The 23,254-nt window shown below is 62.7% G+C and carries 17 protein-coding genes, 1 other RNA gene and 1 pseudogene; 11 read left to right on the top strand and 8 right to left on the bottom strand.

Features of this window, described 5'->3' with window-relative positions:
- The first annotated feature begins 26 nt into the window (after window positions 1–26).
- The gene (locus M2395_RS11710; RefSeq protein ID WP_015634766.1) at window positions 27–860 is read left to right on the top strand and encodes a hypothetical protein; all 834 of its coding nucleotides are present in this window, start codon (window positions 27–29) and stop codon (window positions 858–860) included.
- Window positions 861–943: 83 nt separating this feature from the next.
- Here the strand turns inward: M2395_RS11710 and guaD are convergent, their stop codons facing one another.
- The 4 genes from guaD to xdhA all read right to left on the bottom strand — a co-directional run bounded on the left by guaD (window position 944) and on the right by xdhA (window position 7,047).
- The gene (guaD, locus tag M2395_RS11705) at window positions 944–2,248 is read right to left on the bottom strand and encodes a guanine deaminase (protein ID WP_123430273.1); all 1,305 of its coding nucleotides are present in this window, start codon (window positions 2,246–2,248) and stop codon (window positions 944–946) included.
- 24 nt (window positions 2,249–2,272) lie between these two features.
- The gene (gene xdhC, locus M2395_RS11700) at window positions 2,273–3,115 is read right to left on the bottom strand and encodes a xanthine dehydrogenase accessory protein XdhC (protein ID WP_123430274.1); all 843 of its coding nucleotides are present in this window, start codon (window positions 3,113–3,115) and stop codon (window positions 2,273–2,275) included.
- 85 nt (window positions 3,116–3,200) lie between these two features.
- Window positions 3,201–5,600: a xanthine dehydrogenase molybdopterin binding subunit gene (gene xdhB, locus M2395_RS11695; RefSeq protein ID WP_011060208.1), complete on the bottom strand. Its 2,400-nt coding sequence runs from the start codon at window positions 5,598–5,600 to the stop codon at window positions 3,201–3,203.
- Window positions 5,593–7,047: a xanthine dehydrogenase small subunit gene (gene xdhA / locus M2395_RS11690; protein WP_123430275.1), complete on the bottom strand. Its 1,455-nt coding sequence runs from the start codon at window positions 7,045–7,047 to the stop codon at window positions 5,593–5,595. The genes xdhB and xdhA overlap by 8 nt, the downstream gene beginning before the upstream one ends.
- 266 nt (window positions 7,048–7,313) lie before the next feature.
- Between xdhA and M2395_RS11685 the strand changes: the two genes are divergently transcribed.
- The 7 genes from M2395_RS11685 (at window position 7,314) to M2395_RS11655 (ending at window position 17,373) form a co-directional block, all read left to right on the top strand.
- Window positions 7,314–7,973: a GntR family transcriptional regulator gene (locus M2395_RS11685; RefSeq protein WP_011060210.1), complete on the top strand. Its 660-nt coding sequence runs from the start codon at window positions 7,314–7,316 to the stop codon at window positions 7,971–7,973.
- Between the two features lie 2 nt (window positions 7,974–7,975).
- On the top strand, window positions 7,976–11,464 hold the full coding sequence (gene smc / locus M2395_RS11680; RefSeq protein WP_053157085.1) for a chromosome segregation protein SMC: 3,489 nt from the start codon (window positions 7,976–7,978) through the stop codon (window positions 11,462–11,464).
- Between the two features lie 257 nt (window positions 11,465–11,721).
- Complete coding sequence (gene zipA / locus M2395_RS11675; protein ID WP_011060212.1) at window positions 11,722–12,576, top strand: cell division protein ZipA; 855 nt, start codon at window positions 11,722–11,724, stop codon at window positions 12,574–12,576.
- Window positions 12,577–12,701: 125 nt separating this feature from the next.
- Complete coding sequence (gene ligA / locus M2395_RS11670; protein ID WP_011060213.1) at window positions 12,702–15,068, top strand: NAD-dependent DNA ligase LigA; 2,367 nt, start codon at window positions 12,702–12,704, stop codon at window positions 15,066–15,068.
- 120 nt (window positions 15,069–15,188) lie between these two features.
- Complete coding sequence (locus M2395_RS11665; RefSeq protein ID WP_011060214.1) at window positions 15,189–16,355, top strand: putative zinc-binding metallopeptidase; 1,167 nt, start codon at window positions 15,189–15,191, stop codon at window positions 16,353–16,355.
- Window positions 16,356–16,580: 225 nt separating this feature from the next.
- Window positions 16,581–16,677, top strand: an RNA gene (gene ffs / locus M2395_RS11660) — signal recognition particle sRNA small type.
- A gap of 192 nt (window positions 16,678–16,869) precedes the next feature.
- Window positions 16,870–17,373, top strand: a complete 504-nt coding sequence (locus tag M2395_RS11655; protein ID WP_015634772.1) for a GrpB family protein — start codon at window positions 16,870–16,872, stop codon at window positions 17,371–17,373.
- 53 nt (window positions 17,374–17,426) lie between these two features.
- Here the strand turns inward: M2395_RS11655 and M2395_RS11650 are convergent, their stop codons facing one another.
- Window positions 17,427–18,293 (bottom strand): LysR family transcriptional regulator, encoded by an 867-nt coding sequence (locus tag M2395_RS11650; RefSeq protein ID WP_011060216.1) that lies wholly within the window; start codon window positions 18,291–18,293, stop codon window positions 17,427–17,429.
- 105 nt (window positions 18,294–18,398) lie between these two features.
- Here M2395_RS11650 and M2395_RS11645 point away from each other — a divergent pair, with 105 nt between their 5' ends.
- Window positions 18,399–19,328, top strand: coding sequence for a DMT family transporter (locus M2395_RS11645; RefSeq protein ID WP_041752046.1), 930 nt, complete (start codon window positions 18,399–18,401; stop codon window positions 19,326–19,328).
- A gap of 55 nt (window positions 19,329–19,383) precedes the next feature.
- On the opposite strand, the gene M2395_RS11640 is transcribed toward M2395_RS11645, so the two are convergent.
- The 3 genes from M2395_RS11640 to M2395_RS11630 all read right to left on the bottom strand — a co-directional run bounded on the left by M2395_RS11640 (window position 19,384) and on the right by M2395_RS11630 (window position 21,241).
- Window positions 19,384–20,277, bottom strand: coding sequence for a DUF2167 domain-containing protein (locus M2395_RS11640; protein ID WP_123430276.1), 894 nt, complete (start codon window positions 20,275–20,277; stop codon window positions 19,384–19,386).
- A gap of 131 nt (window positions 20,278–20,408) precedes the next feature.
- Window positions 20,409–20,780, bottom strand: a complete 372-nt coding sequence (locus tag M2395_RS11635; protein WP_053150057.1) for a VOC family protein — start codon at window positions 20,778–20,780, stop codon at window positions 20,409–20,411.
- A gap of 146 nt (window positions 20,781–20,926) precedes the next feature.
- Complete coding sequence (locus M2395_RS11630; protein WP_011060220.1) at window positions 20,927–21,241, bottom strand: helix-turn-helix domain-containing protein; 315 nt, start codon at window positions 21,239–21,241, stop codon at window positions 20,927–20,929.
- A 444-nt stretch (window positions 21,242–21,685) separates the two neighbouring features.
- Here M2395_RS11630 and M2395_RS31800 point away from each other — a divergent pair.
- Both M2395_RS31800 and M2395_RS11625 read left to right on the top strand, forming a co-directional pair.
- Window positions 21,686–21,967 (top strand): annotated as a pseudogene (locus M2395_RS31800) (PAS domain-containing protein); the annotation flags it as partial.
- A gap of 174 nt (window positions 21,968–22,141) precedes the next feature.
- Window positions 22,142–23,251 carry a methyl-accepting chemotaxis protein gene (locus tag M2395_RS11625; protein WP_373365324.1) on the top strand — a complete coding sequence of 370 codons (1,110 nt, stop codon included), beginning with the start codon at window positions 22,142–22,144 and terminating at the stop codon, window positions 23,249–23,251.
- Window positions 23,252–23,254: the final 3 nt, after the last annotated feature.

Here is a 23,254-nt window from a genome sequence, read left to right as displayed (position 1 = left end):
CCACACCGCCACAGGACATAATAAAAATGAAAAAGGCACTACAAGGCGCAACCCTGCTGATGAGCATGATCGGAGCAGGGGAAGCGGCCGCCCTCGAGTGGATGAACAATAGCGTCGGCTTTCGATACGGCAAGGAGTTCACCAACCCGAACAACCCGCACTACATCAGCAAGCGCATCTACAGCTTCACCCACGCCAGCGGTTACCAGTACGGCAGCAACTACCTGCACCTGGATGTGCTGCTCTCCGACAACGACGACCCGCGCAAGGGCACCAACAAGGGCAGCAGCGAGGTCTACGGGGTCTATCGCCACCAGCTCTATTCCTCCCGGGTATTGGACACGCCGCTGGGCACCGGCCTGATCAAGGACTACGCGCTGACCATGGGTTTTGACGCCAGCCGCAACAACAACCTGGGGTCGGCGAAAAAGCGTGCCCTGGTCTTCGGCCCGACCCTTAAGTTCAACACCGTCGGGGTGCTGGACCTGAGCCTGCTGTACTACAAGGAAAACAACCATTCCGGGATCCCCGGGGCCAAGGACCCGGATCACACCTTCGACGACACCTACCTGCTCAACCTGGCCTGGATGCGACCTTTCGAAGTCGGCACCCACGCTGCCAAGTTCCAGGGTTTCGTCAACTACACCGGGGAGAAGGGCCACGACTACAACTACCGCGACACTGCCCCCGAAACCCTGATGCGTACCTCGTTGATGGTGGCAGTGCTGCCGGGCAAGAACGTCAAGCCCAACCTGTATCTGGGTGTCGGCTACGAGTACTGGCACAACAAGTTCGGGGTGGACGGCGGCCGTGGCAGCCGCACCTCGACACCGACCCTGAACATGGAAGTGACCTTCTAGGCTCGCCCGCAGTCCGGGCCTGGATGCAGGCAAAAAAATCCCCCGTACGCGTCTGGCGAACGGGGGATTTTCATTTTCCGGGGTTAGCGCTGGTGGACCTGCTGGCCGGCGGCAAAGGTCTGCAGCACGGTGCGATCGTCGCCCAGGGTCATCAGCACGAACAGGGTTTCGGCAATGCTGTTGGCTTGCTTGAGGCGGTAGCTGAGCAGCGGAGTGGCGTGGTAGTCGAGGACCAGGAAGTCGGCGTCGGTGCCCGGATGCAGGGTGCCGATCTTGTGTTCCAGGCGCAGGGTCCGGGCGCCGCCGAGGGTGGCCAGATACAGCGACTTGAACGGGCTCAGGCGCGCGCCTTGCAGTTGCATGACCTTGTAGGCCTCGTTGAGGGTCTGCAGCAGCGAGAAGCTGGTGCCGCCACCGACGTCGGTGCCCAGGCCGACATTGAGCTTGTGCTTTTCCGCCATCGGCAGGTTGAACAGGCCGCTGCCGAGGAAGAAGTTCGAGGTGGGGCAGAAGGCCACGGCCGAACCGGTTTCAGCCAGGCGTGCGCATTCGTCGTCGCACAGGTGCACGCCGTGGGCGAACACCGAACGCTCGCCGAGCAACTGGTAGTGGTCGTACACGTCCAGGTAACCCTTGCGCTCCGGGAACAGCTCCTTGACCCATTGGATTTCCTGCAGGTTCTCACTGATGTGGGTCTGCATGTAGAGGTCGGGGTATTCGGTCAGCAACTGGCCGGCCAGGGTCAGTTGCTCCGGGGTGCTGGTGGGGGCGAAGCGCGGGGTGACTGCGTAGTGCAGGCGGCCCTTGCCGTGCCAGCGCTCGATCAGCGCCTTGCTTTCCTGGTAGCCGGATTCGGCGGTGTCGGTCAGGTAGTCCGGGGCGTTGCGGTCCATCATCACCTTGCCGGCGATCATCCGCAGGTCGAGCTTCTCGGCGGCGGCGAAGAAGGCATTGACCGACTGCGGATGCACGCTGCCGAACACCAGGGCGGTGGTGGTGCCGTTGCGCAGCAGTTCCTTGATGAAGATGTCCGCCACTTCATTGGCGTGATCCGGGTCGGCGAACTGGCTTTCACAGGGGAAGGTGTAGGTGTTGAGCCAGTCCAGCAACTGCTCGCCATAGGCGCCCACCATGCCGGTCTGCGGCAGGTGGATATGGGTGTCGATGAAGCCCGGTGTGATCAGGGCATCGGGATAGTGCTCGACCTGCACCCCGGCGGGCAGACCGGGCAGCAGTTCGCTGGCGTGGCCGAGGGCACTGATCCGGCCGTTTTCTACTACCAGCAGGCCGTCTTCGAAGTACTCATAGGAGGCTTCGATGCCGACTTCGGCCGGGTCGGCGATGCTGTGCAGGATGGCGGCACGGTAGGCTTTGCGAGTCAAAGGCATGGGGGATTCTCAGTGTGTGGCGTGTCAGTTTGCAGCCTGGCTGCGGCGTGATACCGGCAGCAGTTTGGCAATGGGTTCGGCACTGGCGCTGGGCTGGCCGAAATGGGCGTTATAGGTGGCGATGATCTCGCCGGCAATGGAGATGGCGATTTCCACAGGCAACTTGCCTTTGACTTCGCCGAGCCCCATCGGGCAGCGCATGCGCTGCAAGGTTTCGGCGTCGAAACCGCGGTCACGCAGGCGGTGTTCGAACTTGACCCGTTTGGTCTTCGAGCCGATCAGGCCGAAATAGGTGAAATCGTTGCGCTTGAGCAGGGCCGCGGTCAACTCCAGGTCCAGCTGGTGATTATGGGTCATGACGATGCAATAGCTGCCGGCGGGCAGATTGTCGATTTCGTCCACCGGTTCTTCGCTGACGATCTTGCGTACTCCAGGGGGGATCTGCTCGGGAAACTCCTGCTCCCGGGAATCGATCCAGCGTACCCGGCAGGGCAGGCTGGCCAGCAGTGGCACCAGCGCGCGGCCGACATGCCCGGCACCGAACACGGCGATCTGCGCCTGCACCTGGCCCATGGGTTCGAACAGCAGCACCGTGGCACCGCCGCAGCACTGACCGAGGCTGGCGCCGAGGCTGAAGCGCTGCAGATGGGTCGCCTGCTTGCCGGCAGCGAGTATGTCCCGGGCGATCTGCATGGCCTTGTATTCCAGGTGCCCGCCGCCAATGGTGTCGAAGGCCTGGGTGGCGCTGACCACCATTTTCGAGCCGGCATTGCGCGGCGTCGAGCCGAGCTCCTCGATGATGGTCACCAGCACGCAGGGTTCACCCTGGGTCTGCAGGTCGGCGAGGGCGCTGATCCAGTTGTACATGTTCACCTCGACATCTTGGTTGTCTGTGTGGGCCTCTTCCTCGGCAAGCCGGCTCCTGCAGGAGCCGGCTTGCCGACGCGGGCCGTTACAGCGGCGCCAGCTCGGCTTGCGGGTCCGCGGCCCTGGTCACCTGCAAGCGACGCATCTGCTCGCAGCCCCACAACACTCGCTCCGGTGTCGCCGGCGCATCGATCTGCGGCTGGTGGCGGTAGTCGCCGAGGCTCGCCACCGCATCCTTGATCGCGCACCAGGCGGCGATACCCAGCATGAACGGCGGTTCGCCCACGGCCTTGGAATGGAACACCGTGTCTTCCGGGTTCTTGCGGTTTTCCACCAGCTTGACTCGCAGGTCCAGGGGCATGTCGGCCACTGCCGGGATCTTGTAGCTGGCCGGGCCGCAGGTCATCAGCTTGCCCTTGGTGTTCCACACCAGTTCCTCGGTGGTCAGCCAGCCCATGCCCTGGATGTAGCCGCCCTCGACCTGGCCGATGTCGATGGCCGGGTTCAGCGAGGCGCCGACGTCATGCAGGATGTCGGTGCGCAGCATCTTGTACTCGCCGGTCAGGGTGTCGACTATCACCTCGGCGCAGGCCGCGCCGAAGGCGAAGTAGTAGAACGGCCGGCCCCGGGCCTGGGCACGGTCGTAGTAGATTTTCGGGGTCTTGTAGAAGCCGGTGCTGGAGAGCGACACCTGGGCAAAATAGGCCTGCTGGATCAGTTCCTCGAAGGTCAGGATATGCTCGCGGACACGCACATGGCCGTTGTGGAATTCCACATCTTCTTCGCTGACCTGATACTTGCGCGCGGCAAATTCCACCAGGCGGTTCTTGATGGTCTGCGCCGCGTTCTGCGCGGCCTTGCCGTTCAGGTCGGCACCACTGGAAGCGGCGGTGGGCGAGGTATTGGGCACCTTGTCGGTATTGGTGGCGGTGATCTGCACCCGGTCGATGTTCACCTGGAACACCTCGGCCACCACTTGCGCCACCTTGATATTCAGGCCCTGGCCCATTTCGGTGCCGCCGTGGTTCAGGTGGATGCTGCCGTCGGTGTAGACATGGATCAGCGCGCCGGCCTGGTTGAGGAAGCTGGCGGTGAAGGAAATACCGAATTTCACCGGGGTCAGTGCCAGGCCCTTTTTCAGGATCGGGCTGTTGGCGTTGTACAGGCGGATGGCTTCGCGGCGTTCGGCGTACTGGCTGCTGGCTTCCAGTTCGGCGGTCATTTCCTCGAGCATGTTGTGCTCGACGGTCTGGTAGTAGTGGGTGACGTTGCGCTCGGTCTTGCCGTAGTAGTTGGCCTTGCGTACCGCCAGAGGGTCCAGGTGCAGATGGCGGGCGATGGCGTCCATCACCTCCTCGATGGCGACCATGCCCTGCGGGCCACCGAAGCCGCGATAGGCAGTGTTCGACGCCGTGTTGGTCTTGCAGCGGTGGCCGTTGATGGTGGCATCGCCCAGGTAGTACGAGTTGTCGGAGTGGAACATGGCACGGTCGACGATGGATGCCGAGAGGTCCGGTGAGCAGCCGCAGTTGCCCGCCAGTTCCAGCTGGATGCCGTGCAGGCGCCCGCTGCTGTCGAAGCCCACGTCGTATTCGACGTAGAAAGGGTGGCGCTTGCCGGTCATCAGCATGTCTTCGACCCGTGGCAGGCGCATCTTGGTCGGCTGGCCGGTCAGGCGTGCCACCACCGCGCACAGGCAGGCGGGGCTGGCGGCCTGGGTTTCCTTGCCGCCGAAGCCGCCGCCCATGCGCCGCATGTCCACCACTATCTTGTTCATCGAGACGTCCAGGACTTCCGCCACCAGCTTCTGCACTTCGGTGGGGTTCTGGGTCGAGCAGTAGACGATCATGCCGCCGTCTTCGGTGGGCATCACCGAGGAGATCTGGGTTTCCAGGTAGAAGTGTTCCTGGCCGCCGATGTGCAGCGTGCCCTGGATGCGGTGCTCGGCACTGGCGAGGGCGCTGGCCGAGTCGCCGCGCTGGTGGGTGTGGCTGTCCAGCACGAAGTGGCGCTTGCGCAGGGCCTCGACCACGTCGAGCACCGGCTCCAGGTCTTCGTATTCGATGATCGCGGCCATGGCCGCCTTGCGCGCGGTTTCCAGGTCCCTGGCGGCCACCGCCAGCACCGGCTGGCCGACGAACTCCACGGTGTCGATGGCCAGCAGCGGGTCGCCGGGCAGCAGCGGGCCGATATCCTTGAGGCCGGGAATGTCCTCGTGGGTAATGGCGATGCGCACGCCTTCGAAGGCGTAGCAGGGGGCGGTGTCGATGCTGATGACCTTGGCGTGGGCCCGATCCGACAGTCGCGCGTAGACGTGCAACTGGTTGGGGAATTCCAGGCGGTCGTCGATGTACACCGCTTCGCCGGACACATGTTTGTCGGCGCTGTCGTGCTTGACGCTGCGGCCGACGCCGCTGGTCAGGTCCTGGTGAAACAGGGCCGTGAGTTCGGCCTGGGTCTTCTCGACCTTGTGATGATTAGACATAAGCGGTCACCCGGGTCTCGATGTGCGGTGCATGCAGTTCGATGAAGTATTTGCGCAGCAGGTTCTGCGCGCTCAGCAGGCGGTATTCCTTGCTGGCGCGAAAATCCGAGAGCGGGGTGAAGTCTTCTGCCAGGGCGGCGCAGGCCCGCTCGATGCTCGATTGATTCCAGGGCGCGCCGATCAGTGCGGCTTCGCAGTTCTTGGCGCGCTTGGGGATCGCCGCCATGCCGCCGAAGGCGATGCGCGCATCGCTGACCACGCCGTTGTCGATGCGCAGGTTGAAAGCCGCGCAGACCGCGGAAATGTCGTCGTCCAGGCGCTTGGAGACCTTGTAGGCGTGGAACAGCCGTTCGGCGCTGGCCCGGGGCACGATGATCTTCTCGATGAACTCGCTTTCCTGGCGGGCGGTGACCCGGTAATCGATGAAATAGTCTTCCAGGGCCAGGGTGCGGCGCACTTCGCCCTTGCACAGGACGATCTGCGCGCCCAGGGCGATCAGCAGCGGCGGCGAGTCGCCGATGGGCGAGGCGTTGCCGATGTTGCCGCCCAGGGTGCCCTGGTTGCGGATCTGCAGCGAGGCGAAGCGCTGCAGCAGTTCGCCGAAGTCCGGATACTCGGCGCGCAGGGCGTCGTAGCAGTCGGTGAGGGCGGTGGCGGCGCCGATTTCCAGGTGATCGTCGAAGTGCTCGATGCGCTTCATCTGGGCAATGTTGCCGACGTAGATCATCACCGGCAGGGTGCGGTGGAACTGGGTCACCTCCAGGGCCAGGTCGGTGCCGCCGGCCAGCAGCCGGGCTTGCGGGTAGGCGTCATAAAGGTCGGCCAGATCAGCCACCGTCAGCGGCACCAGGCAGCGCTTGTCGCCACTGTTGAGCTCACCGGTGTCCTTGGGCGCAATGGCCTTGAGGCGGCTGATGGTCTCGGCCTGGCGCGCATCGAACTGATCGCTCTGCCCACCACAGCAGGCCTGCTCGGCGGCGGCGAGGATCGGCCGGTAGCCAGTGCAGCGGCAGAGGTTGCCGGCCAGGGCTTCATGGGCCTTGTGGGCGTCGGGCTGGCTGCTGTTTTTCTGCAGGGCGAACAGCGACATGACGAAGCCCGGGGTGCAGAAGCCGCACTGCGAGCCGTGGCAGTCGACCATGGCCTGCTGCACGCTGTGCAGTTGCCCCTGGTGCTTGAGGCCTTCGACGCTGATCAGGTGCTTGCCGTGCAGGGAGGAAACGAAGGTCAGGCACGAATTGAGGCTGCGATAGCGAATGCTTTCGCCGCCTTGCGCATCCGTCTGCAACTCGCCCACCACCACGGTGCAGGCGCCGCAGTCGCCGCTGGCGCAGCCTTCCTTGGTGCCGGGCTTGCCCTGGTGCTCGCGCAGATAGTTGAGCACGGTCAGGTTGGGGTCCAGGGCATGCTCGCTACGGAGTTCCTGGTTGAGTAAAAACTGGATCACGGAAGGCCTCGCAGACTCATTATTGTTGTTAACCGACGTCAGCCGAATTTAGTCATGTCTGACTTTTCGGTCAATGATTTTCTGACTTCAAGGTCAGGAAATTTTCGACTCCAACAATTCAAGTATGAACGGCTATGGAAAATTGCTCGGATCACGGTCAATTTGCTTATTTCGTGCCAAATTCCGCCCCTTGGGCACTCCGCGATGAAGTGGCAATTGCGCTACACTGCGCGGCTTGTGCCGATTAAAGATTTTGAAGGAAAACCATGACGTTCAAGGCGCCGGACAGCCTCGCCGAGCAAATTGCTCACCACCTCGCCGAACGTATCATTCGCGGGGATCTCAAGCCTGGGGAGCGCATTCAGGAACAGAAGGTCACCTTGGCCCTCAATGTCAGCCGTGGTTCGGTCCGCGAGGCCTTGCTGATCCTCGAGCGCCGCCATCTGATCGCCATCTTGCCGCGCCGTGGTGCCCATGTGACCGAGCTCACCGAGCACAAGGTCCGCAGCCTGTGCACGCTGATGAGCGAGCTGTACATCCTGCTGGGCAACTCGGTGGCCAGCGGCTGGACACAGCAGAGCGACATGACGCCATTCCTGCAGATCCAGCAGCGCCTGGAGAGTGCCTACGAACGCCAGGACATCCGCGCCTTCGTCGAAGACAGCTTCAGCGTGATGCGCGCGGCTTATCCGTTCGCCAACAACCCCTACCTGCAGGAGACTGTCGAGAACCTGCAGCCGGCCATGAGCCGCGCCTATTACCTGGCGCTGGACCAGCGCAAGGCATCCATGAGCGAGTACCTGGCGTTGTTCGAGCAACTGCTGGCCGCGGTATTGGCCCGTGACCTGGTGCAGATCCGCCAGGTGCTGACGGCCTACGCCGAGCGCAGCAGCGATCTGGTGGTATCTGCGTTGGCGGATGCGTAAACGTGCGACTCAAGTGCATCAAGCTGGCGGGGTTCAAGTCCTTCGTCGATCCGACCACGGTGAACTTCCCCAGTAACATGGCGGCGGTGGTCGGGCCCAATGGCTGCGGCAAGTCGAACATCATCGACGCCGTGCGCTGGGTCATGGGCGAAAGTTCAGCGAAGAACCTGCGCGGCGAGTCGATGACCGACGTCATCTTCAACGGCTCCACCAGCCGCAAGCCGGTGAGCCAGGCCAGCATCGAACTGGTGTTCGACAACTCCGATGGCACCCTGGTGGGCGAGTACGCCGCCTATGCGGAAATCTCCATTCGCCGCAAGGTGACCCGCGACAGCCAGAACAGTTATTTCCTCAACGGCGCCAAATGTCGCCGTCGGGATATCACCGACATCTTCCTCGGCACCGGCCTGGGGCCACGCAGCTACTCGATCATCGAGCAGGGCATGATCTCCAAGCTGATCGAAGCCAAGCCCGAGGATTTGCGCAACTTCATCGAGGAAGCCGCGGGCATCTCCAAGTACAAGGAGCGCCGGCGCGAGACGGAAAACCGCATCCGCCGCACCCACGAGAACCTCGCCCGCCTGACCGACCTGCGCGAAGAGCTGGAGCGTCAGCTCGAACGCTTGCATCGCCAGGCCCAGGCCGCCGAGAAGTATCAGGAGTACAAGGCCGAGGAGCGCCAGCTCAAGGCGCAACTGTCGGCCCTGCGCTGGCAAGCCCTGAATGAGCAGGTGGGCCAGCGCGAGTCGGTGATTGGTAGCCAGGAAGTCAGCTTCGAGGCCCTGGTGGCCGAGCAGCGCAATGCCGATGCTGCTATCGAACGCTTTCGTGACGGGCACCACGAGCTCTCCGAACGCTTCAATCTGGTGCAGGGGCGCTTCTATTCGGTGGGCGGTGACATCGCCCGGGTCGAGCAGAGCATCCAGCATGGCCAGCAGCGCCTGCGGCAGTTGCAGGACGACCTCAAGGAAGCCGAGCGCGCGCGCCTGGAAACCGAGTCGCACCTGGGGCACGACCGCACTTTGCTGGCGACCCTGGGGGAAGAACTGGCGATGCTCGAGCCCGAGCAGGAAGTCACCGCCGCCGCAGCCGAAGAAGCCGCCGCAACCCTGGAAGAGGCCGAAACCACCATGCACGGCTGGCAGGAGCAGTGGGACGCCTTCAACCTGAGCTCCGCCGAGCCGCGGCGCCAGGCGGAAGTGCAGCAGTCGCGCATCCAGCAGCTCGAAGGCAGCATGGAGCGGCTGTCCGAGCGCCAACGGCGCCTGGGGGAGGAGCGCGAGTTGCTTTCGGCCGACCCGGAAGATGCGGCGATCCTTGAACTCAACGAACAACTGGCCGCCAGTGAGGCGACCCTGGAAGACCTGCAAGCCAGCGAGGAGTCCCAGGTCGAGCGCCTGGAACAACTGCGCCAGCAATTGCAGCAGGCGACCCAGGCACAGCAGCAGGCCCAGGGTGAATTGCAGCGCCTCAATGGCCGGCTGGCCTCCCTGGAAGCCTTGCAGCAGGCCGCGCTGGACCCCGCTACTGGCACTGCTGAATGGTTGCGTGAGCAGCAGTTGGCCGAGCGTCCGCGCCTGGCCGATGGCATGCATGTGGAAGCGGGCTGGGAGCTGGCGGTGGAAACCGTGCTTGGCGCCGATCTGCAGGCGGTGCTGGTGGACGATTTTACCGGCCTTGACCTCGCGGGTTTCCAGCAAGGCGATCTGCGCCTGCTGAGCCAGCAAGGCGATGCAATGCGCATCCCCGGCAGCCTGCTGGACAAGGTGGAATCCACGGTGGATCTGTCGCCTTGGCTGGGTCAGGTCAAACCGGTGGAAAACCTCGAACAGGCCCTGGCCTTGCGGGGGCAACTGGCTGCCGGACAGAGCCTGATCAGCCGCGATGGCTACTGGGTCGGCCGGCATTTTTTGCGGGTGCGCCGCGCCAGCGAAGCGGAAAGCGGCGTGCTGGCCCGGGGCCAGGAAATCCAGCAATTGACCCAGGAGCGCGATGAGCGCGAAGCCAGTGTCGAGGCCCTGGAAAGCCAGTTGCTCAACCTGCGGGCCCAGCAGCGCCAGCAGGAGAACGGTCGCGAGCATCTGCGCCGTCTGCTGCAGGACGAAGCCCGCCAGCAAGGTGAGCTGAAGGCCAAGCTGTCTGCCGGCAAGGCCAAGGCCGAACAACTGACCTTGCGGCGTACCCGTCTCGATGAAGAGCTGGTGGAGCTTGGCGAACAGCGCGAGCTGGAACACGAACAGATTGGGGAGGCGCGCCTGCAATTGCAGGACGCTCTCGACAGCATGGCCCTGGACACCGAGCAGCGTGAGCTGCTGCTGGCCCAGCGCGACAGCCTGCGCGAGCGTCTTGACCGGGTGCGCCAGGAAGCGCGCCAGCACAAGGATCACGCCCACCAGTTGGCAGTGCGCATGGGCTCGCTCAAGGCCCAGCATGATTCCACCCGGCAGGCTCTGGAGCGTCTGGAACTGCAATCCGAGCGTCTGACCGAGAAGCGCGAACAACTCAGCCTCAACCTGGAAGAAGGCGAGGCGCCATTGGAAGAGTTGCGCCTGAAGCTCGAAGAGCTGCTGGAAAAGCGCATGACCGTGGATGTGGAGCTCAAGACCGCGCAGATCGCCCTGGAAGATGCCGACCGCGAACTGCGCGATGCCGAGAAGCGCCGCAACCAGGCCGAGCAGCAGTCGCAGTTGATTCGTGGCCAGTTGGAGCAGCAGCGCATGGAATGGCAAGCCCTGACCGTGCGCCGCAAGACCTTGCAGGAGCAACTGCTGGCCGACGGCTACGACCTGGACGGCGTGCTGGCGACCCTGACCGCAGAAGCCAGCGAGCAGGCCGCCGAAGAAGAGCTGGAACGGATTGCCGCACGGATCCAGCGCCTGGGCGCAATCAACCTGGCGGCCATCGACGAGTATCAGCAGCAGTCCGAGCGCAAGCGCTATCTGGATGCCCAGGATGCCGACCTGGTGGAGGCCCTGGAAACCCTGGAGAACGTGATCCGCAAGATCGACAAGGAAACCCGTAATCGATTCAAAGATACCTTTGATCAGATCAACGGCGGTTTGCAGGCACTCTTTCCAAAAGTTTTCGGTGGCGGCAGCGCATATTTGGAACTGACGGGCGAAGATCTACTCGATACAGGGGTAACGATCATGGCGCGTCCTCCGGGCAAGAAGAACAGCACCATTCATTTGCTCTCCGGTGGCGAAAAGGCATTGACCGCATTGGCCCTGGTATTTGCCATCTTCAAGTTGAACCCGGCGCCGTTCTGCATGCTCGACGAAGTTGACGCACCGCTGGATGACGCTAACGTTGGACGCTACGCGAGATTGGTTAAAGAGATGTCGCAGACCGTGCAGTTCATCTATATCACCCACAACAAGATCGCCATGGAAATGGCTGATCAGTTGATGGGGGTAACGATGCACGAACCCGGTTGTTCGCGCCTGGTAGCCGTGGATGTCGAGGAGGCGATGGCGATGGTGGACGCTTGAGTCCGGGCGACTGAGGCGACTGTAGGGGGCAAGTAGGGGGGATTTTTCCCATTACCCAGCTGGCCAATCGATATATTGGCCCTAGCCGTTGCGACAGACGGTGTAAAGTTGCCTTTGGTCGTGCTAGTTTAATGTCAATTTTTCCTATGCGTGGGCAAAACGCCATTCAGAACATAGAGTTGGCGCCACGTTTTAAAGCGGTTTGCAGATTGTAAACCCCTTATTTTTCAGCATTTTTTATAGAGGCACGGGATTACATGGAAATCGGTCTGCGCGAGTGGCTGATCGTCATCGGCATTATTGTTATCGCCGGTATTCTTTTTGATGGCTGGCGGCGTATGCGCGGCGGCAAGGGGAAGTTGAAGTTCCGTCTTGATCGAAGTCTTTCCAATCTGCCGGACGATGAAGGCAGTGCCGAGCTGTTGGGCCCGCCCCGCGTTCTGGATACCCATAAAGAGCCGCAGTTGGACGAGCATGACCTGCCGTCGGTCAGCATGCCTGCCCGCGAACCGCGGGAAAGCTCTTCGTCCAAGCGCGGCAAGCGCGGTGGCGAGCCGCATCAGGGCGACCTCAACCTGGACCTGGATCTGGACAGTGGCCCGAGCTTCAGCAGCCGCGACGATGATTTCCCGGTTGAGGAAAGCAAGTCTGCGAGCCACAGCGACAAGGACCAGCCGCAAGCCGAAGAAGTGCTGGTGATCAGCGTGATCTGCCGCGACGCTGCCGGCTTCAAGGGGCCGGCCCTGTTGCAGAACATCCTGGAAAGCGGCCTGCGTTTTGGCGAGATGGATATTTTCCACCGCCACGAAAGCATGGCTGGCAACGGCGAGGTGCTGTTCTCCATGGCCAACGCGGTCAAGCCGGGCGTGTTCGACCTGGACGATATCGACCACTTCAGCACCCCGGCTGTCAGCTTCTTCCTCGGCCTGCCGGGCCCGCGTCACCCCAAGCAAGCCTTCGACGTGATGGTGGCGGCGGCGCGTAAGTTGTCTCAGGAGCTCAATGGCGAGCTCAAGGACGATCAACGCAGCGTCCTGACTGCCCAGACCATCGAACACTACCGCCAGCGCATCGTCGAATTCGAACGCCGCGCCCTGACCCAAAAGCGCTAAGCTCCTGAAGCCAGCCCCTCCATGTAGGGGCTGGCTTGTACAGGAACTGGCTTGCCAGCGAAGTCCTTGCCCCAATCTTCAGATCGAGCAGCCTAGGCTGCTCTTTTGCTTTGTGAGAGAACCCCATGACCGCCGCCGAAACCCGCATTCTTGAGCTGCGCGCTGAGCTGGACCAGCACAATTACCGCTACCACGTACTGGATGAACCCAGCATCCCGGATGCGGAATACGACCGGCTGTTCCGTGAGCTCAAGGCCCTGGAAGCCGAGCACCCTGAACTGGTGACCAGCGATTCGCCAACCCAGCGTGTCGGCAGCGCAGCGCTTTCGGCCTTCACCCAGGTGCGTCATGAAATCCCCATGCTCAGCCTCGGCAACGCTTTCGAGGAAGTCGACATGCGCGAGTTCGATCGCCGGGTCAACGAAGGCCTGGACCTGCCGGCCGGTGATCTGTTCGGTGGCGGCGCGGCGGTGGAGTACAGCTGCGAGCCCAAGCTCGATGGCCTGGCAGTCAGCCTGCTGTACCAGGATGGCGTACTGGTACGCGGCGCCACCCGTGGCGATGGCACCACCGGTGAAGACATCAGCGTCAATGTGCGTACCGTGCGCAACATTCCCCTCAAGCTGCAAGGCAGTGGCTGGCCGGCAACCCTGGAAGTGCGCGGTGAAGTGTTCATGTCCAAGGCCGGCTTCGAGCGCCTGAACGCTGCGCAACTGGAAGCGGGCGGCAAGACTTTCGCCAACCCGCGCAACGCAGCGGCGGGCAGCCTGCGCCAGCTGGATTCGAAGATCACCGCCAGTCGGCCCCTGGAGTTCTGCTGCTATGGCCTGGGCCAGGTCAGCGCGGACATCGCCGACACCCATATCGGCAACCTTGAACGGTTGAAGCAGTGGGGCATGCCCATCAGTCGTGAACTGCGGCTGGCCAAGGGCATCGACGAATGCCTGGACTACTACCGCGAGATCGGCGAGCGGCGCAATGCGTTGCCTTATGAGATCGACGGCGTGGTGTTCAAGGTCAACAGCATCGCCTCCCAGCGGGAACTGGGTTTCCGTGCCCGGGAGCCGCGCTGGGCCATCGCCCACAAGTTCCCGGCCATGGAAGAGCTCACCGAGCTGCTGGACGTGGAGTTCCAGGTTGGTCGTACCGGCGCCGTGACGCCGGTGGCGCGCTTGCAGCCGGTCAAGGTGGCCGGGGTCACTGTATCCAACGCTACTTTGCACAACATGGATGAAGTGGCGCGCCTGGGCTTGATGATCGGTGACACGGTGATCATCCGCCGTGCCGGCGACGTGATTCCGCAAGTGGTGCAAGTGGTAACCGAGCGTCGTCCGGAGAACGCCCGCCCGGTGCAGATCCCCGAGAGCTGCCCGGTCTGTGGTTCCCACGTAGAGCGCACGCAACTGGTCAAGCGCAGCAAGGGCCGGGAAACCGTCAGCGAAGGTGCGGTGTATCGCTGCGTTGGCCGGCTGGCCTGCGGGGCCCAGCTCAAGCAGGCGATCATCCATTTTGTGTCCCGTCGTGCCATGGATATCGAAGGCCTGGGGGACAAGACCATCGAACAGTTGGTGGACGAGAACCTTATTGCCTCGCCGGCTGATCTCTACAGGCTCAAATACGAGCAGATCATCGACCTGGAAGGCTTTGCCGAGGTGTCCAGCAACAAACTGCTCAAGGCCATCGAAGACAGCAAGCGTCCGGCCCTGGCGCGCTTCATCTATGCCCTGGGTATCCCGGATGTCGGCGAGGAAACCGCCAAGGTCCTGGCACGCTCCCTGGGCAGCCTGGAGCGGGTTCAGCAGGCACTGCCGCAAGTGCTGACCTATCTGCCGGATGTCGGTCTGGAAGTGGCTCACGAAATCCACAGCTTCTTTGAGGACAGTCATAACCAGGAAGTCATCGGTTCCCTGCTGGCGGCAGATCAATGCGGCCTGGTGCTGCAGGATCAGGGCGAACTGGGCGCCGAATTCGCCGCCAGCACCACCCTGGGCGGCATGCTCGACAAGCTCAACATCCCTTCAGTAGGCCCGGGCGCCGCGCAGAAACTGGCCGACAAGTTCGGCTCACTGCAAGGCGTGATCGAGGCCGACTGGCTGGATATGCGTCAGGCGCTGCCAGAGAAGCAGGCCAAGGCGGTGCGTGAATTCTTCGACAACCCGGCCAATGCACAACTGGCCCAGGCCATCGAACAGCAGCTGCAGGCCTTTGGCATGCATTGGCAGAGCGAGAAGAAGGTGGTTGCGGGCCTGCCGCTGGCGGGGCAGACCTGGGTGCTTACGGGCTCCCTGGAACTGATGAGCCGCGACGTGGCCAAGGACAAGCTGGAAAGCCTTGGTGCCAAGGTAGCGGGTTCGGTCTCGGCGAAGACTCACTGCGTGGTGGCCGGCCCCGGCGCCGGTTCCAAACTGGCCAAGGCCAACGAACTGGGGCTCAAGGTGCTGGACGAAGAAGCCTTCGTGGCTTTCCTGACCGAGCACGGCGTCCCGACCTGACCTGTAGCCGCTGCCGTGCCTTCGGGTGCGCCTCGTCGCCAGCGGCGCAGTGGTACGAATCTTGGAACCCCACAGGCTTGCCCATGATCTAGTCTTGGCAAGCCCCAGGGAGGATTCGCCATGTACCGCTTTTTCGAGCAGCTCAGTTCCCGGATCGCCGCACCCTTCGTCGGCGACCGTTCACGTAATAGCAAACTCTGGTCCTGCCGCTGCGGGCAATCGCTGTTCTTTCGCAACAGCCAGTGCCTGGCCTGTTCGGCAATGCTTGGCTATGCACCGCACCTGGGTCTGCTGTCTTCCCTGCAGCCCGGGCCGGCGGGCGATACCTGGGTGCTGGATGCCAAGCCCGAAGCCGGCGCCTTCAGGCGTTGCGCCAACCTCGATACCCCGGCAGCCTGCAACTGGCTGCTGCCGGCGCATCTGACCGACAGCCTGTGCGTGGCCTGCAAGCTCAATCGCACCATTCCCGACCTGTCCATAGCCGAGAACCCGGAGCGCTGGCGCAAGGTGGAAATTGCCAAGCGGCGGTTGGTGGCGCAATTGCTTGACCTGGGGCTGCAGGTGATCCCCAAGGGCGAGGATGAGCAGGCCGGGCTGGCCTTCGATTTCATCGGTGTCGATCTGGAGGGCAGGGCGCCGGTTACCGGGCATGCCAACGGCCTTATTACGCTGGATATCAAGGAAGCCGACGACGCCCACCGGGAAAAGATCCGGGCCCAGATGCATGAGCCTTACCGCACCCTGCTCGGGCATTTCCGTCACGAAGTGGGGCATTACTACTGGGACCGGTTGATAGCCAACAGCCCCTGGCTGGAAGCCTTTCGCAGCCTCTTCGGCGATGAACGCTACAGCTACGCGCAAGCTCTGGAGCGGCACTATCAGAAGGGCGCGCCGGCTGGCTGGCAGCAAAGCCATGTCAGCGCCTACGCCACCATGCACCCCTGGGAAGACTGGGCGGAGACCTGGGCTCACTACCTGCACATGGTGGACGCAGTGGACACCGCCCTGGGTTTCGGCATGAGCGCCCGGGACGTCGACCTCGACTACCAGCCGTTTCCCTTGAGCAGCCTCTATGATCCGCAGCATCCAGGCGGGCCGGCGTTCCTGGCTTTCGTCAACGCCTGGATCGAACTGGCGGGCATGCTCAACGAACTGTCCCGCAGCATGGGCCAACCGGATTTCTACCCCTTCATCCTGCCGCCTGCGGTGATTGCCAAATTGCATTTCATCCACCTGGTGATCCAGCAGGAAGGCGGCCGCGCCGACGAAGTCCTGTCCCTGGACTGATCCTCGCCGTCCTGTAGGGGCGAGCTTGCTCGCGAAGGCCCCAGCGCGATTTCCCTGGTGCACCGCGATGCCTGTTTCGCCAGCAAGTTCGCCCCCACGGCAGGTGGGCCACGGCCAAGTGCTTGAAGCCCATCGAATTTTAATCTGCAGCCAGCGGTTGTAAGTTCGACTCAGATAGGTACAATGGCGCGGCTCGCCGTCAGGCGAGCGTCGTTATGGTGACCCCATCGGTCCCCCCGCAACGATTACCCGTGAACCTGGTCAGAGCCGGAAGGCAGCAGCCACAGCGGGAACATTGTGTGCCGGGGTGTGGCTGGTGGGGTTGCCTCCATAACGCTCCTCGTTGGTCCTCAACGAGATGAATCAAAATTCCTGCCAACCTTCGAGCTCGTGCAGCATTTCTGTTGACGTGCCGTTGTCGTGCGCCTTGTTTGTGGTTCGCCAATCCCTGTGTCCTGTTGGCCCGGGCGGCGGGCTCCTGGAATATCCAACGCCTTTGCATCAAGGAGTGGTCATGGCGCTAACCAGTAAGATCTCCCTCTATGACGATCGTTGGCCTGCGGCATTTGCAGGGGAGAAGGCGCGCATAGCCAAAGGCTTCGGTTGCGAGCTGATGGATATTCATCACGTGGGGAGCACTGCTGTTCCAGGATTGGCGGCCAAGCCGGAAATCGATCTGCTGGTGGTGGTCGCGGAGCAGGTGGATGAAGCCGCGCGCAATGCCTTCATGGCGACCCTGGGGTATGTCCGGGGTAGCAATCTGTCCCCCGGGCATCATTTTTACCGTCGCGATGTAGAGGGTATACGCACCCACAAGGTGCATGTCTGTGTCGCCGGTCATGAGCAGGTGGGGCGCATGCTGCGCTTTCGCGATCTGTTGCGTCAGGACAGCGGCATCCGCCAACAGTATCAGGATCTGAAGTTTCGGCTTGAGGCCAGCAATCGCGAGGGCATTGGCGAGTACCTTGCGCAGAAGGCCCCCTTTATCGACGCCCTGATGGGGGCTCAGTCATCGTGACTGCCTCGTTGTGCCCAAATGCTCGGTGTTGCCTGCAAGGTTGCTGCGGGCTGTCAGGCCCCCAGCTGCTCCCTCAGCAACTGCGCAAAGGCGTCCCTGGCGCCATGGTGTTGTACATCCTTGTGCCAGACAAAACGGTTATCCACCGGTAGCAGGTCGTCGAAGCGCTGCACGCTCAGGTTGGCCGATTGCGAATAGCGCTCCAGCACCCCTTCCGGTATCAGCGAGACCCCGGCCCCCACGCTGACGCAGCCGATGATGGTGCCCCAGCTGGCATAGCCGGTGATGGGCAGGTTCAGACCGTGCCTGCCCAGCCAGTTTTCCAGGGCGCGGCGATAGGGGCAGCCCGGCGGCCACATGAACAGGTTGTGGTGCTGCAAGTCGCTGGCGCTGCGGATAGGGGCGCTGTTTCCGCTGGAGATCAGCACCAGCGGTTCGTGGTAGAGCACGGTCTGTTGCAGTTTGGCCGGCAGGCTGTCGATGGCCACCAGGGCGCCGTCGATGCGTTGGTGCAGCAGCTCTTCAAAGAGTTGCGACCAGGTTCCGGTCACCAGCTCCACGCTCACCTTCGGATAGCGCTTGTGGTATTGCGCCAGCAGGGGAGGCAGGCGCCCACCGGCGCATGACTCGATCGAGCCCAGGCGCAACAGGCCGCTGGGTTCGGCCTGGTTGTCCACCGCACGTTTGGCTTCATCCACCAGGGCCAGGATGCGTTCACTGTAGCCGAGGAAGATTTCCCCGGCGGGGCTGATCCGTAGGCCGCGTCCGACCCGGGTAAACAGCTCGGTGCCCAGCTCGCCTTCCAGCTGCTTGAGGCGGTTGGTGATATTGGACGGCACGCAATGCAGTTGCTCGGCCGCTCGGGCAATACTGCCGGTGCGGGCCACGGCCTTCACCATTTTCAGTTGGGTCAGTTCCATTGCTCATTTCCAGTGAGGAATAACCTCAGTATCGATTAATTGTGGTGAGTTGTGCAGGGCGGGACACTGCAGGTCCTCTTCTTGCCTCTGGATATCTGTGTCGTGATGCTCTCGCCCCTGTTCAAGCTGGTGCTGGCCACCGCTGCGGTGATTCTGTGTTGGGCCTATTCGCCGGTGGGTATCCATATCGGCCTGGAGGGCTACAGCCCCGGGCACCTGGCCTTGCTGCGGTTCCTGATTGCCTCGCTGTTCATGGCGGCAATGGCGCTGGTGCTGAAGATCTCCCTGCCGCGCTGGCGCGACCTGCCCTGGTTGCTGGTACTGGGTTTCTTCGCCATCGCTTTTCATCACGTCAGCCTCAACTACGGCCAGCAAGGGCTGAGCGCCGGAGCATCCAGCGTGCTGGCGCAGTCCGCGCCGATCTTCAGCACGCTGATCGCGTTTTTCTGGCTCAGGGAGCCGGTCAGTGGCTGGCGTTGGCTTTGTGTGGTGATCGGGCTGTTGGGGGCGGTGCTGGTGGTGGCCGGTGACAAGGGCCTGGGGGCGATCGAGCCGCGAGGGCTGCTGGTGCTTCTGGCGGCGTTTTCCTGGGGGCTGTACTTCGTCTTGCAGCGGCGCTTTTCCGGGCGTTATGGGGTGTTGACCACTGTCTGCTACATGGTCTGGGGCGGTACGCTACTGCTCTTGGTGTATGCCCCCGGGCTGACGCAGGCGGTGGCCCAGGCATCACTACGGGTGAACCTCGCGGTGCTATTGCTGGGGCTGTTTCCCAGTGCATTGGCTTACCTGGCCTGGGCCTATGTGCTGGCACGGGTCGAGGTCAGCCGCGCGTCGATCGCCATGTACCTGATCCCGCCGGTGGCGATGCTGCTGGCCGCGACGGTGCTGGGCGAAACTCTGCAGTCCAGCGTGGTGCTGGGGGCGGCGGTGGTGCTGGGTAGCGTGATGGCGATGCAATTGGACGGGCGTTGGCGGTGGCGCCGGCGCTTGTCGGCGACACCTGCCAATGAGGTGCCTGCCGGGCAAGGCCGCTAGTGCCGGCCTTGCAAGTGCCAGCGCCGCGCAATGGCGGGGCGCTGCCGGGCGGGATTCAGCTCTTTTTCTTGAACAGGCGGCCGATGAAGGCGGCAAGGCCCAATACCCCCAGGACGATGAATTTCTTGCCGGCCAGGAGCAGTACGCCGAGCTTGGCGAAGAGCCCGGCCTTGCTGGCGAGGCCGCCGGCCACCAGGGCGGCGAGGCCGTAGGAAGCCAGTTTGTCGGTGCTCGGGTTGTAGTCGGCGTAGCGATTGCCGTCGGTGAAGTTGGTAAAGGCCAGCACCTTGGGAATCTCGCGCTTGATGGTGTCCAGGTCGTCCATTGAAGCCACGGCATTGAGTTCCAGCACGCCTTCGCGGCCCAGCACGCGGATGCTGTAGTTCAGGGTGTGGCTCTGGGCGCCTTCGGCCTTGAGTTCACGGGCCCAGTACATCTTGTGCGATTGCGCGTCATAGCTTGGCTGCTCGGCCCAGCCCAACAGGTGAATGGCGCCGTAGCCCTGTTCCTGGCGCTGCTTGTTGTCTTCCTCGTCCGCTTCCTGCATCTGCTTGAGCAGGTCCTGGTAGTTGATCTTCGCGGCGTCGTCGTCGGAGATGTGCCCATCGTTCTTGTAGCTGATGATCACGCCCCAGCCTTCGGCGGACAGCGGGCTGACGGCGCTGGGCACGATCATGCCCAGGGTGGTGAAGCCAGGTGGATTGCCCCAGCCCTCGGTGAGCAGCTTCTCGGTGTCCTTGGGGTTGAGGTAGTAGAACTCCTTGCTCAGATCGAGGCTGGCGATATCCCCGGGCAGCTTGACGTTGCCGTGGCGTGGGGAGAGCGAGGCGAGAAACTGTTCGGCGGTCTGGGGTTCGGCGTCCTTGCTCTCGGGCGCGGTGGCGGCGCTGGCAAGAAAGGGCATGGCGCAGAGGGCGGCCATGGCCATGAGGAGGCGCAGGTACTTCATCGTATTCCCTTACATTTTGTGACAAGTTGGCGGGGAGGATAACGATGAGTGCCGGGCGGCTCAATGTGGCGGTCGGTTTTATTTTGCTGCAGGGTCGGGCGCCGATACGGCGCCGTTTCAGGGCTGGCGACTCAGTCGATGGTCAGGTACAGCACCCGCAGGCGGTGGCCGTCCGGGTCGAGGGCCACCAGGGTGTAGCCGAAATCCATCTGGGTCGGCGGCTGGGCGATGGTCATGCCCAGGGCTTGCCAGTGCCGATGCAGTTCATCCACCGCTTCGCGGCTGTCCACGGCCCAGCCCAGTTCGCCGCCACCGCCGACGGCCTGAGCGCTCGGCTGGACAGTGTGTCGGGACCAGAGGCCAAGCTTGATCCCCGAGTCGAGGATGAACAAGGCGAAAGTCGGGCCGGATTCCACCGGCGGTTTATCCAGCAAGCGGCTGTAGAACTCTGCGCTGAGGGCAGGGCTGTCCACGTAGAGCAGGAAATAGGTGTTGGTGATCATGGCGACTCCAGAGGCCTTTGGGTGGTGCGTTGGGCGCAAGCTTAGGGGGCTGGCCTGTCAGTTCCTGTCAGGAGTCGTCGATTGAAAAAGAGGCCGGCTTATCGGTGTCGATAAACCTGCCTCTTGGAGTTGATTTGTTGCGGGGCTCAAGGCTTGGACAAGGCCTGGTCTACCGCTGCTATCAGCTTTCCCAGATCCTTCGGGGTGGCTTTGTGAATGACACCGAACAAATAAGCCCGCTGTTCCTCTTCGTCGCCCAGATCGGCGAAGAAGGCTTTCAGCTTCACTCCCAGTACTTCGGCTAGCAGAAATAGAGCTTCAACGCTGGGGGTGTAGGTGCCGGTTTCGAAGCGGCTGATGGTTTTTGGGTCAAAACCGGTTTTTTCACCTAGTTCAGCCTGAGTAAGCCCCGCTACCTTTCGATAGCGCTTGATGGCTGCACCCAAACTTGAAATTTGCATCGCTCAATTCCCATTTAGAATCAAGAACTTAACGATAAATATTGGCATTAGACAACACCATGGTTCATCACCTTGCTTTGCAAAATGTGATGCATTTCGTAGAATCGGCGCTTCGGACAGGTATTTGGTGATCTAGTTTCAGAAGGCTGGTTTATGAAACAAGAAATCATTGCATTTCCCTTGTTCACCTAAACCAAGGACTTGGCAGAGGCTCGAACGTCTCGTAAATCCCGCCAACGCTCCGTCCGCCGTCCCCACCTGACGCCTCATCTGATCCTAGTTGATCTCCGTCGAATCGATGGTCAACTGCCGCGCAAACCGCTGTACGGCTGCAATCAGGGCGAACCTTCCGATTGAGCCGTACCGCCAGGAAAGTACATCGCGAATCAGCCTCTTGCCGGGTGCCGGTAACTGTTGATCGCAGGCTGTCTATGGAGTTCTAAAGTGCGTCTCAATTTGCCGGTCACCTCTGTTGAGCAGACCTTTCCCGACCAGCAGCGGCTCATATCCGCCACCGACATCAACAGTCACATCACGTACTGCAACGCCGAGTTCGCAGCGATGAGCGGTTTCAGCCAGGCCGAACTGATCGGCAGCACCCATAACCTGGTTCGCCACCCGGACATGCCGGCGGCGGTGTTCGAGTCGATGTGGGGTTACCTGAAGGCCGGCCAGAGCTGGATGGGTGTGGTGAAGAACCGTTGCAAGAACGGCAATTTCTATTGGGTCAGCGCCTATGTCACGCCGATCCTGGAGGACGGAAAACTGGTGGGCTACGAGTCGGTGCGGGTCAAGCCAAGCCGAGAGCAGGTCAGCCGCGCCGAAACCTTGTATGCGCGCCTGCGGGCCGACAAGGCGCCGGTTTGCGCCTGGCGCCGCATCGAGGCCGCAGCCCGGCCCTTGCTGCTGCCGGTGGCGGTGGCGGTAGGCTGCCTGGCCGCCTTCCACTGGCTGCCGACGCTGGCCGCCCAGGGCTGTACGGTCGCGGGTTTCGTGGCTGTCGGGCTGCTGGCCCAGCGCCGCCTGGGGCAGCAGCTCAAGCAGATTGTCAGTAGCACACCGAACACCTTTGCCGATCCGATCTGCGCCCTGGCCTACAGCGAAGCACTGGGGCCGGCGGCGCAGTTGCAGATGATCCTGATCAGTGAGGAGGCGCGCCTAAAGACCGCCCTGACCCGCCTCAGCGATCTGGCCCGGCAGATGGCTACCGCAGCGGCCGATTCCAGCCAATTGTCCAGCCGCACCGAGTCGGCGCTGCTGGAGCAGCGGGCGGAAACCGACATGACCGCGGCCGCCATGACCCAGATGGCTGCTTCAATCACCGAGGTCGCTGAACACGTCCAGCACACCGCCAGCGAAGCCCACACCGCCAACCTGCTGGCCCGGCAGGGCAGCGAGGTGGCCGGCACCTCGCGGGATGCCATCCAGTTGCTGGCGCGCACCGTGACCCAGATCAACCAGGCCGTGGGCGACCTGGCCGGGCAGACCCAGGAGATCATGGTGGCGGCGAGCATGATCCAGGCGATTGCCGACCAGACCAACCTGCTGGCCCTGAATGCGGCCATCGAGGCAGCCCGAGCTGGTGAGCAGGGCCGTGGTTTTGCCGTGGTCGCCGATGAGGTGCGGGCCCTGGCCGGCAAGACCCGCGAGTCGACCCAGCAGATCCAGGGCATCATCCAGAGCCTGCGCGCCGGGGCCGACGAAGCCGTGCAGATCGCCAGCCTGGGCATCGAGGAGGCGGAGCAGGGCGTGCAGCAGGTGGTCCAGGCCCAGCAGGCGCTGCAAGGCATCGGCGCGGCAGTGGAGCGCATTACCGATATGAGCCAGCAAATGGCCGCGGCATCCCAGGAGCAGTCCCATGTAGCCGAATCGGTCTCCGAACAGATCAACAGTGTCGCCGTCACTGTGCAGCGCACTGCCGAGAATGCCAGCGCCGGAGTGGTTCGCGGCGCCGAGCTGGAAAACATCTCTTCCGGGCTGCGTGCCCTGGTCGAGCGGTTCAACCGCTAGCGA

This window comes from Pseudomonas sp. BIGb0176, assembly GCF_024810175.1.
Taxonomy (GTDB): Bacteria; Pseudomonadota; Gammaproteobacteria; order Pseudomonadales; family Pseudomonadaceae; genus Aquipseudomonas; species Aquipseudomonas protegens.
The sequence above is the reverse complement of the archived record's forward strand: the minus strand, read 5'-3'. Positions and strand labels throughout refer to the sequence as shown.

Bases quoted from the DNA above. Each gene is read 5' to 3' on its own strand.
- M2395_RS11710 (WP_015634766.1), top strand. From the start codon at position 27: ATGAAAAAGGCACTACAAGGCGCAACCCTGCTGATGAGCATGATCGGA.
- guaD (WP_123430273.1), bottom strand. From the start codon at position 2,248: ATGCCTTTGACTCGCAAAGCCTACCGTGCCGCCATCCTGCACAGCATC.
- xdhC (WP_123430274.1), bottom strand. From the start codon at position 3,115: ATGTACAACTGGATCAGCGCCCTCGCCGACCTGCAGACCCAGGGTGAA.
- xdhB (WP_011060208.1), bottom strand. From the start codon at position 5,600: ATGTCTAATCATCACAAGGTCGAGAAGACCCAGGCCGAACTCACGGCC.
- M2395_RS11685 (WP_011060210.1), top strand. From the start codon at position 7,314: ATGACGTTCAAGGCGCCGGACAGCCTCGCCGAGCAAATTGCTCACCAC.
- zipA (WP_011060212.1), top strand. From the start codon at position 11,722: ATGGAAATCGGTCTGCGCGAGTGGCTGATCGTCATCGGCATTATTGTT.
- ligA (WP_011060213.1), top strand. From the start codon at position 12,702: ATGACCGCCGCCGAAACCCGCATTCTTGAGCTGCGCGCTGAGCTGGAC.
- M2395_RS11665 (WP_011060214.1), top strand. From the start codon at position 15,189: ATGTACCGCTTTTTCGAGCAGCTCAGTTCCCGGATCGCCGCACCCTTC.
- M2395_RS11655 (WP_015634772.1), top strand. From the start codon at position 16,870: ATGGCGCTAACCAGTAAGATCTCCCTCTATGACGATCGTTGGCCTGCG.
- M2395_RS11650 (WP_011060216.1), bottom strand. From the start codon at position 18,293: ATGGAACTGACCCAACTGAAAATGGTGAAGGCCGTGGCCCGCACCGGC.
- M2395_RS11645 (WP_041752046.1), top strand. From the start codon at position 18,399: ATGCTCTCGCCCCTGTTCAAGCTGGTGCTGGCCACCGCTGCGGTGATT.
- M2395_RS11640 (WP_123430276.1), bottom strand. From the start codon at position 20,277: ATGAAGTACCTGCGCCTCCTCATGGCCATGGCCGCCCTCTGCGCCATG.
- M2395_RS11635 (WP_053150057.1), bottom strand. From the start codon at position 20,780: ATGATCACCAACACCTATTTCCTGCTCTACGTGGACAGCCCTGCCCTC.
- M2395_RS11630 (WP_011060220.1), bottom strand. From the start codon at position 21,241: ATGCAAATTTCAAGTTTGGGTGCAGCCATCAAGCGCTATCGAAAGGTA.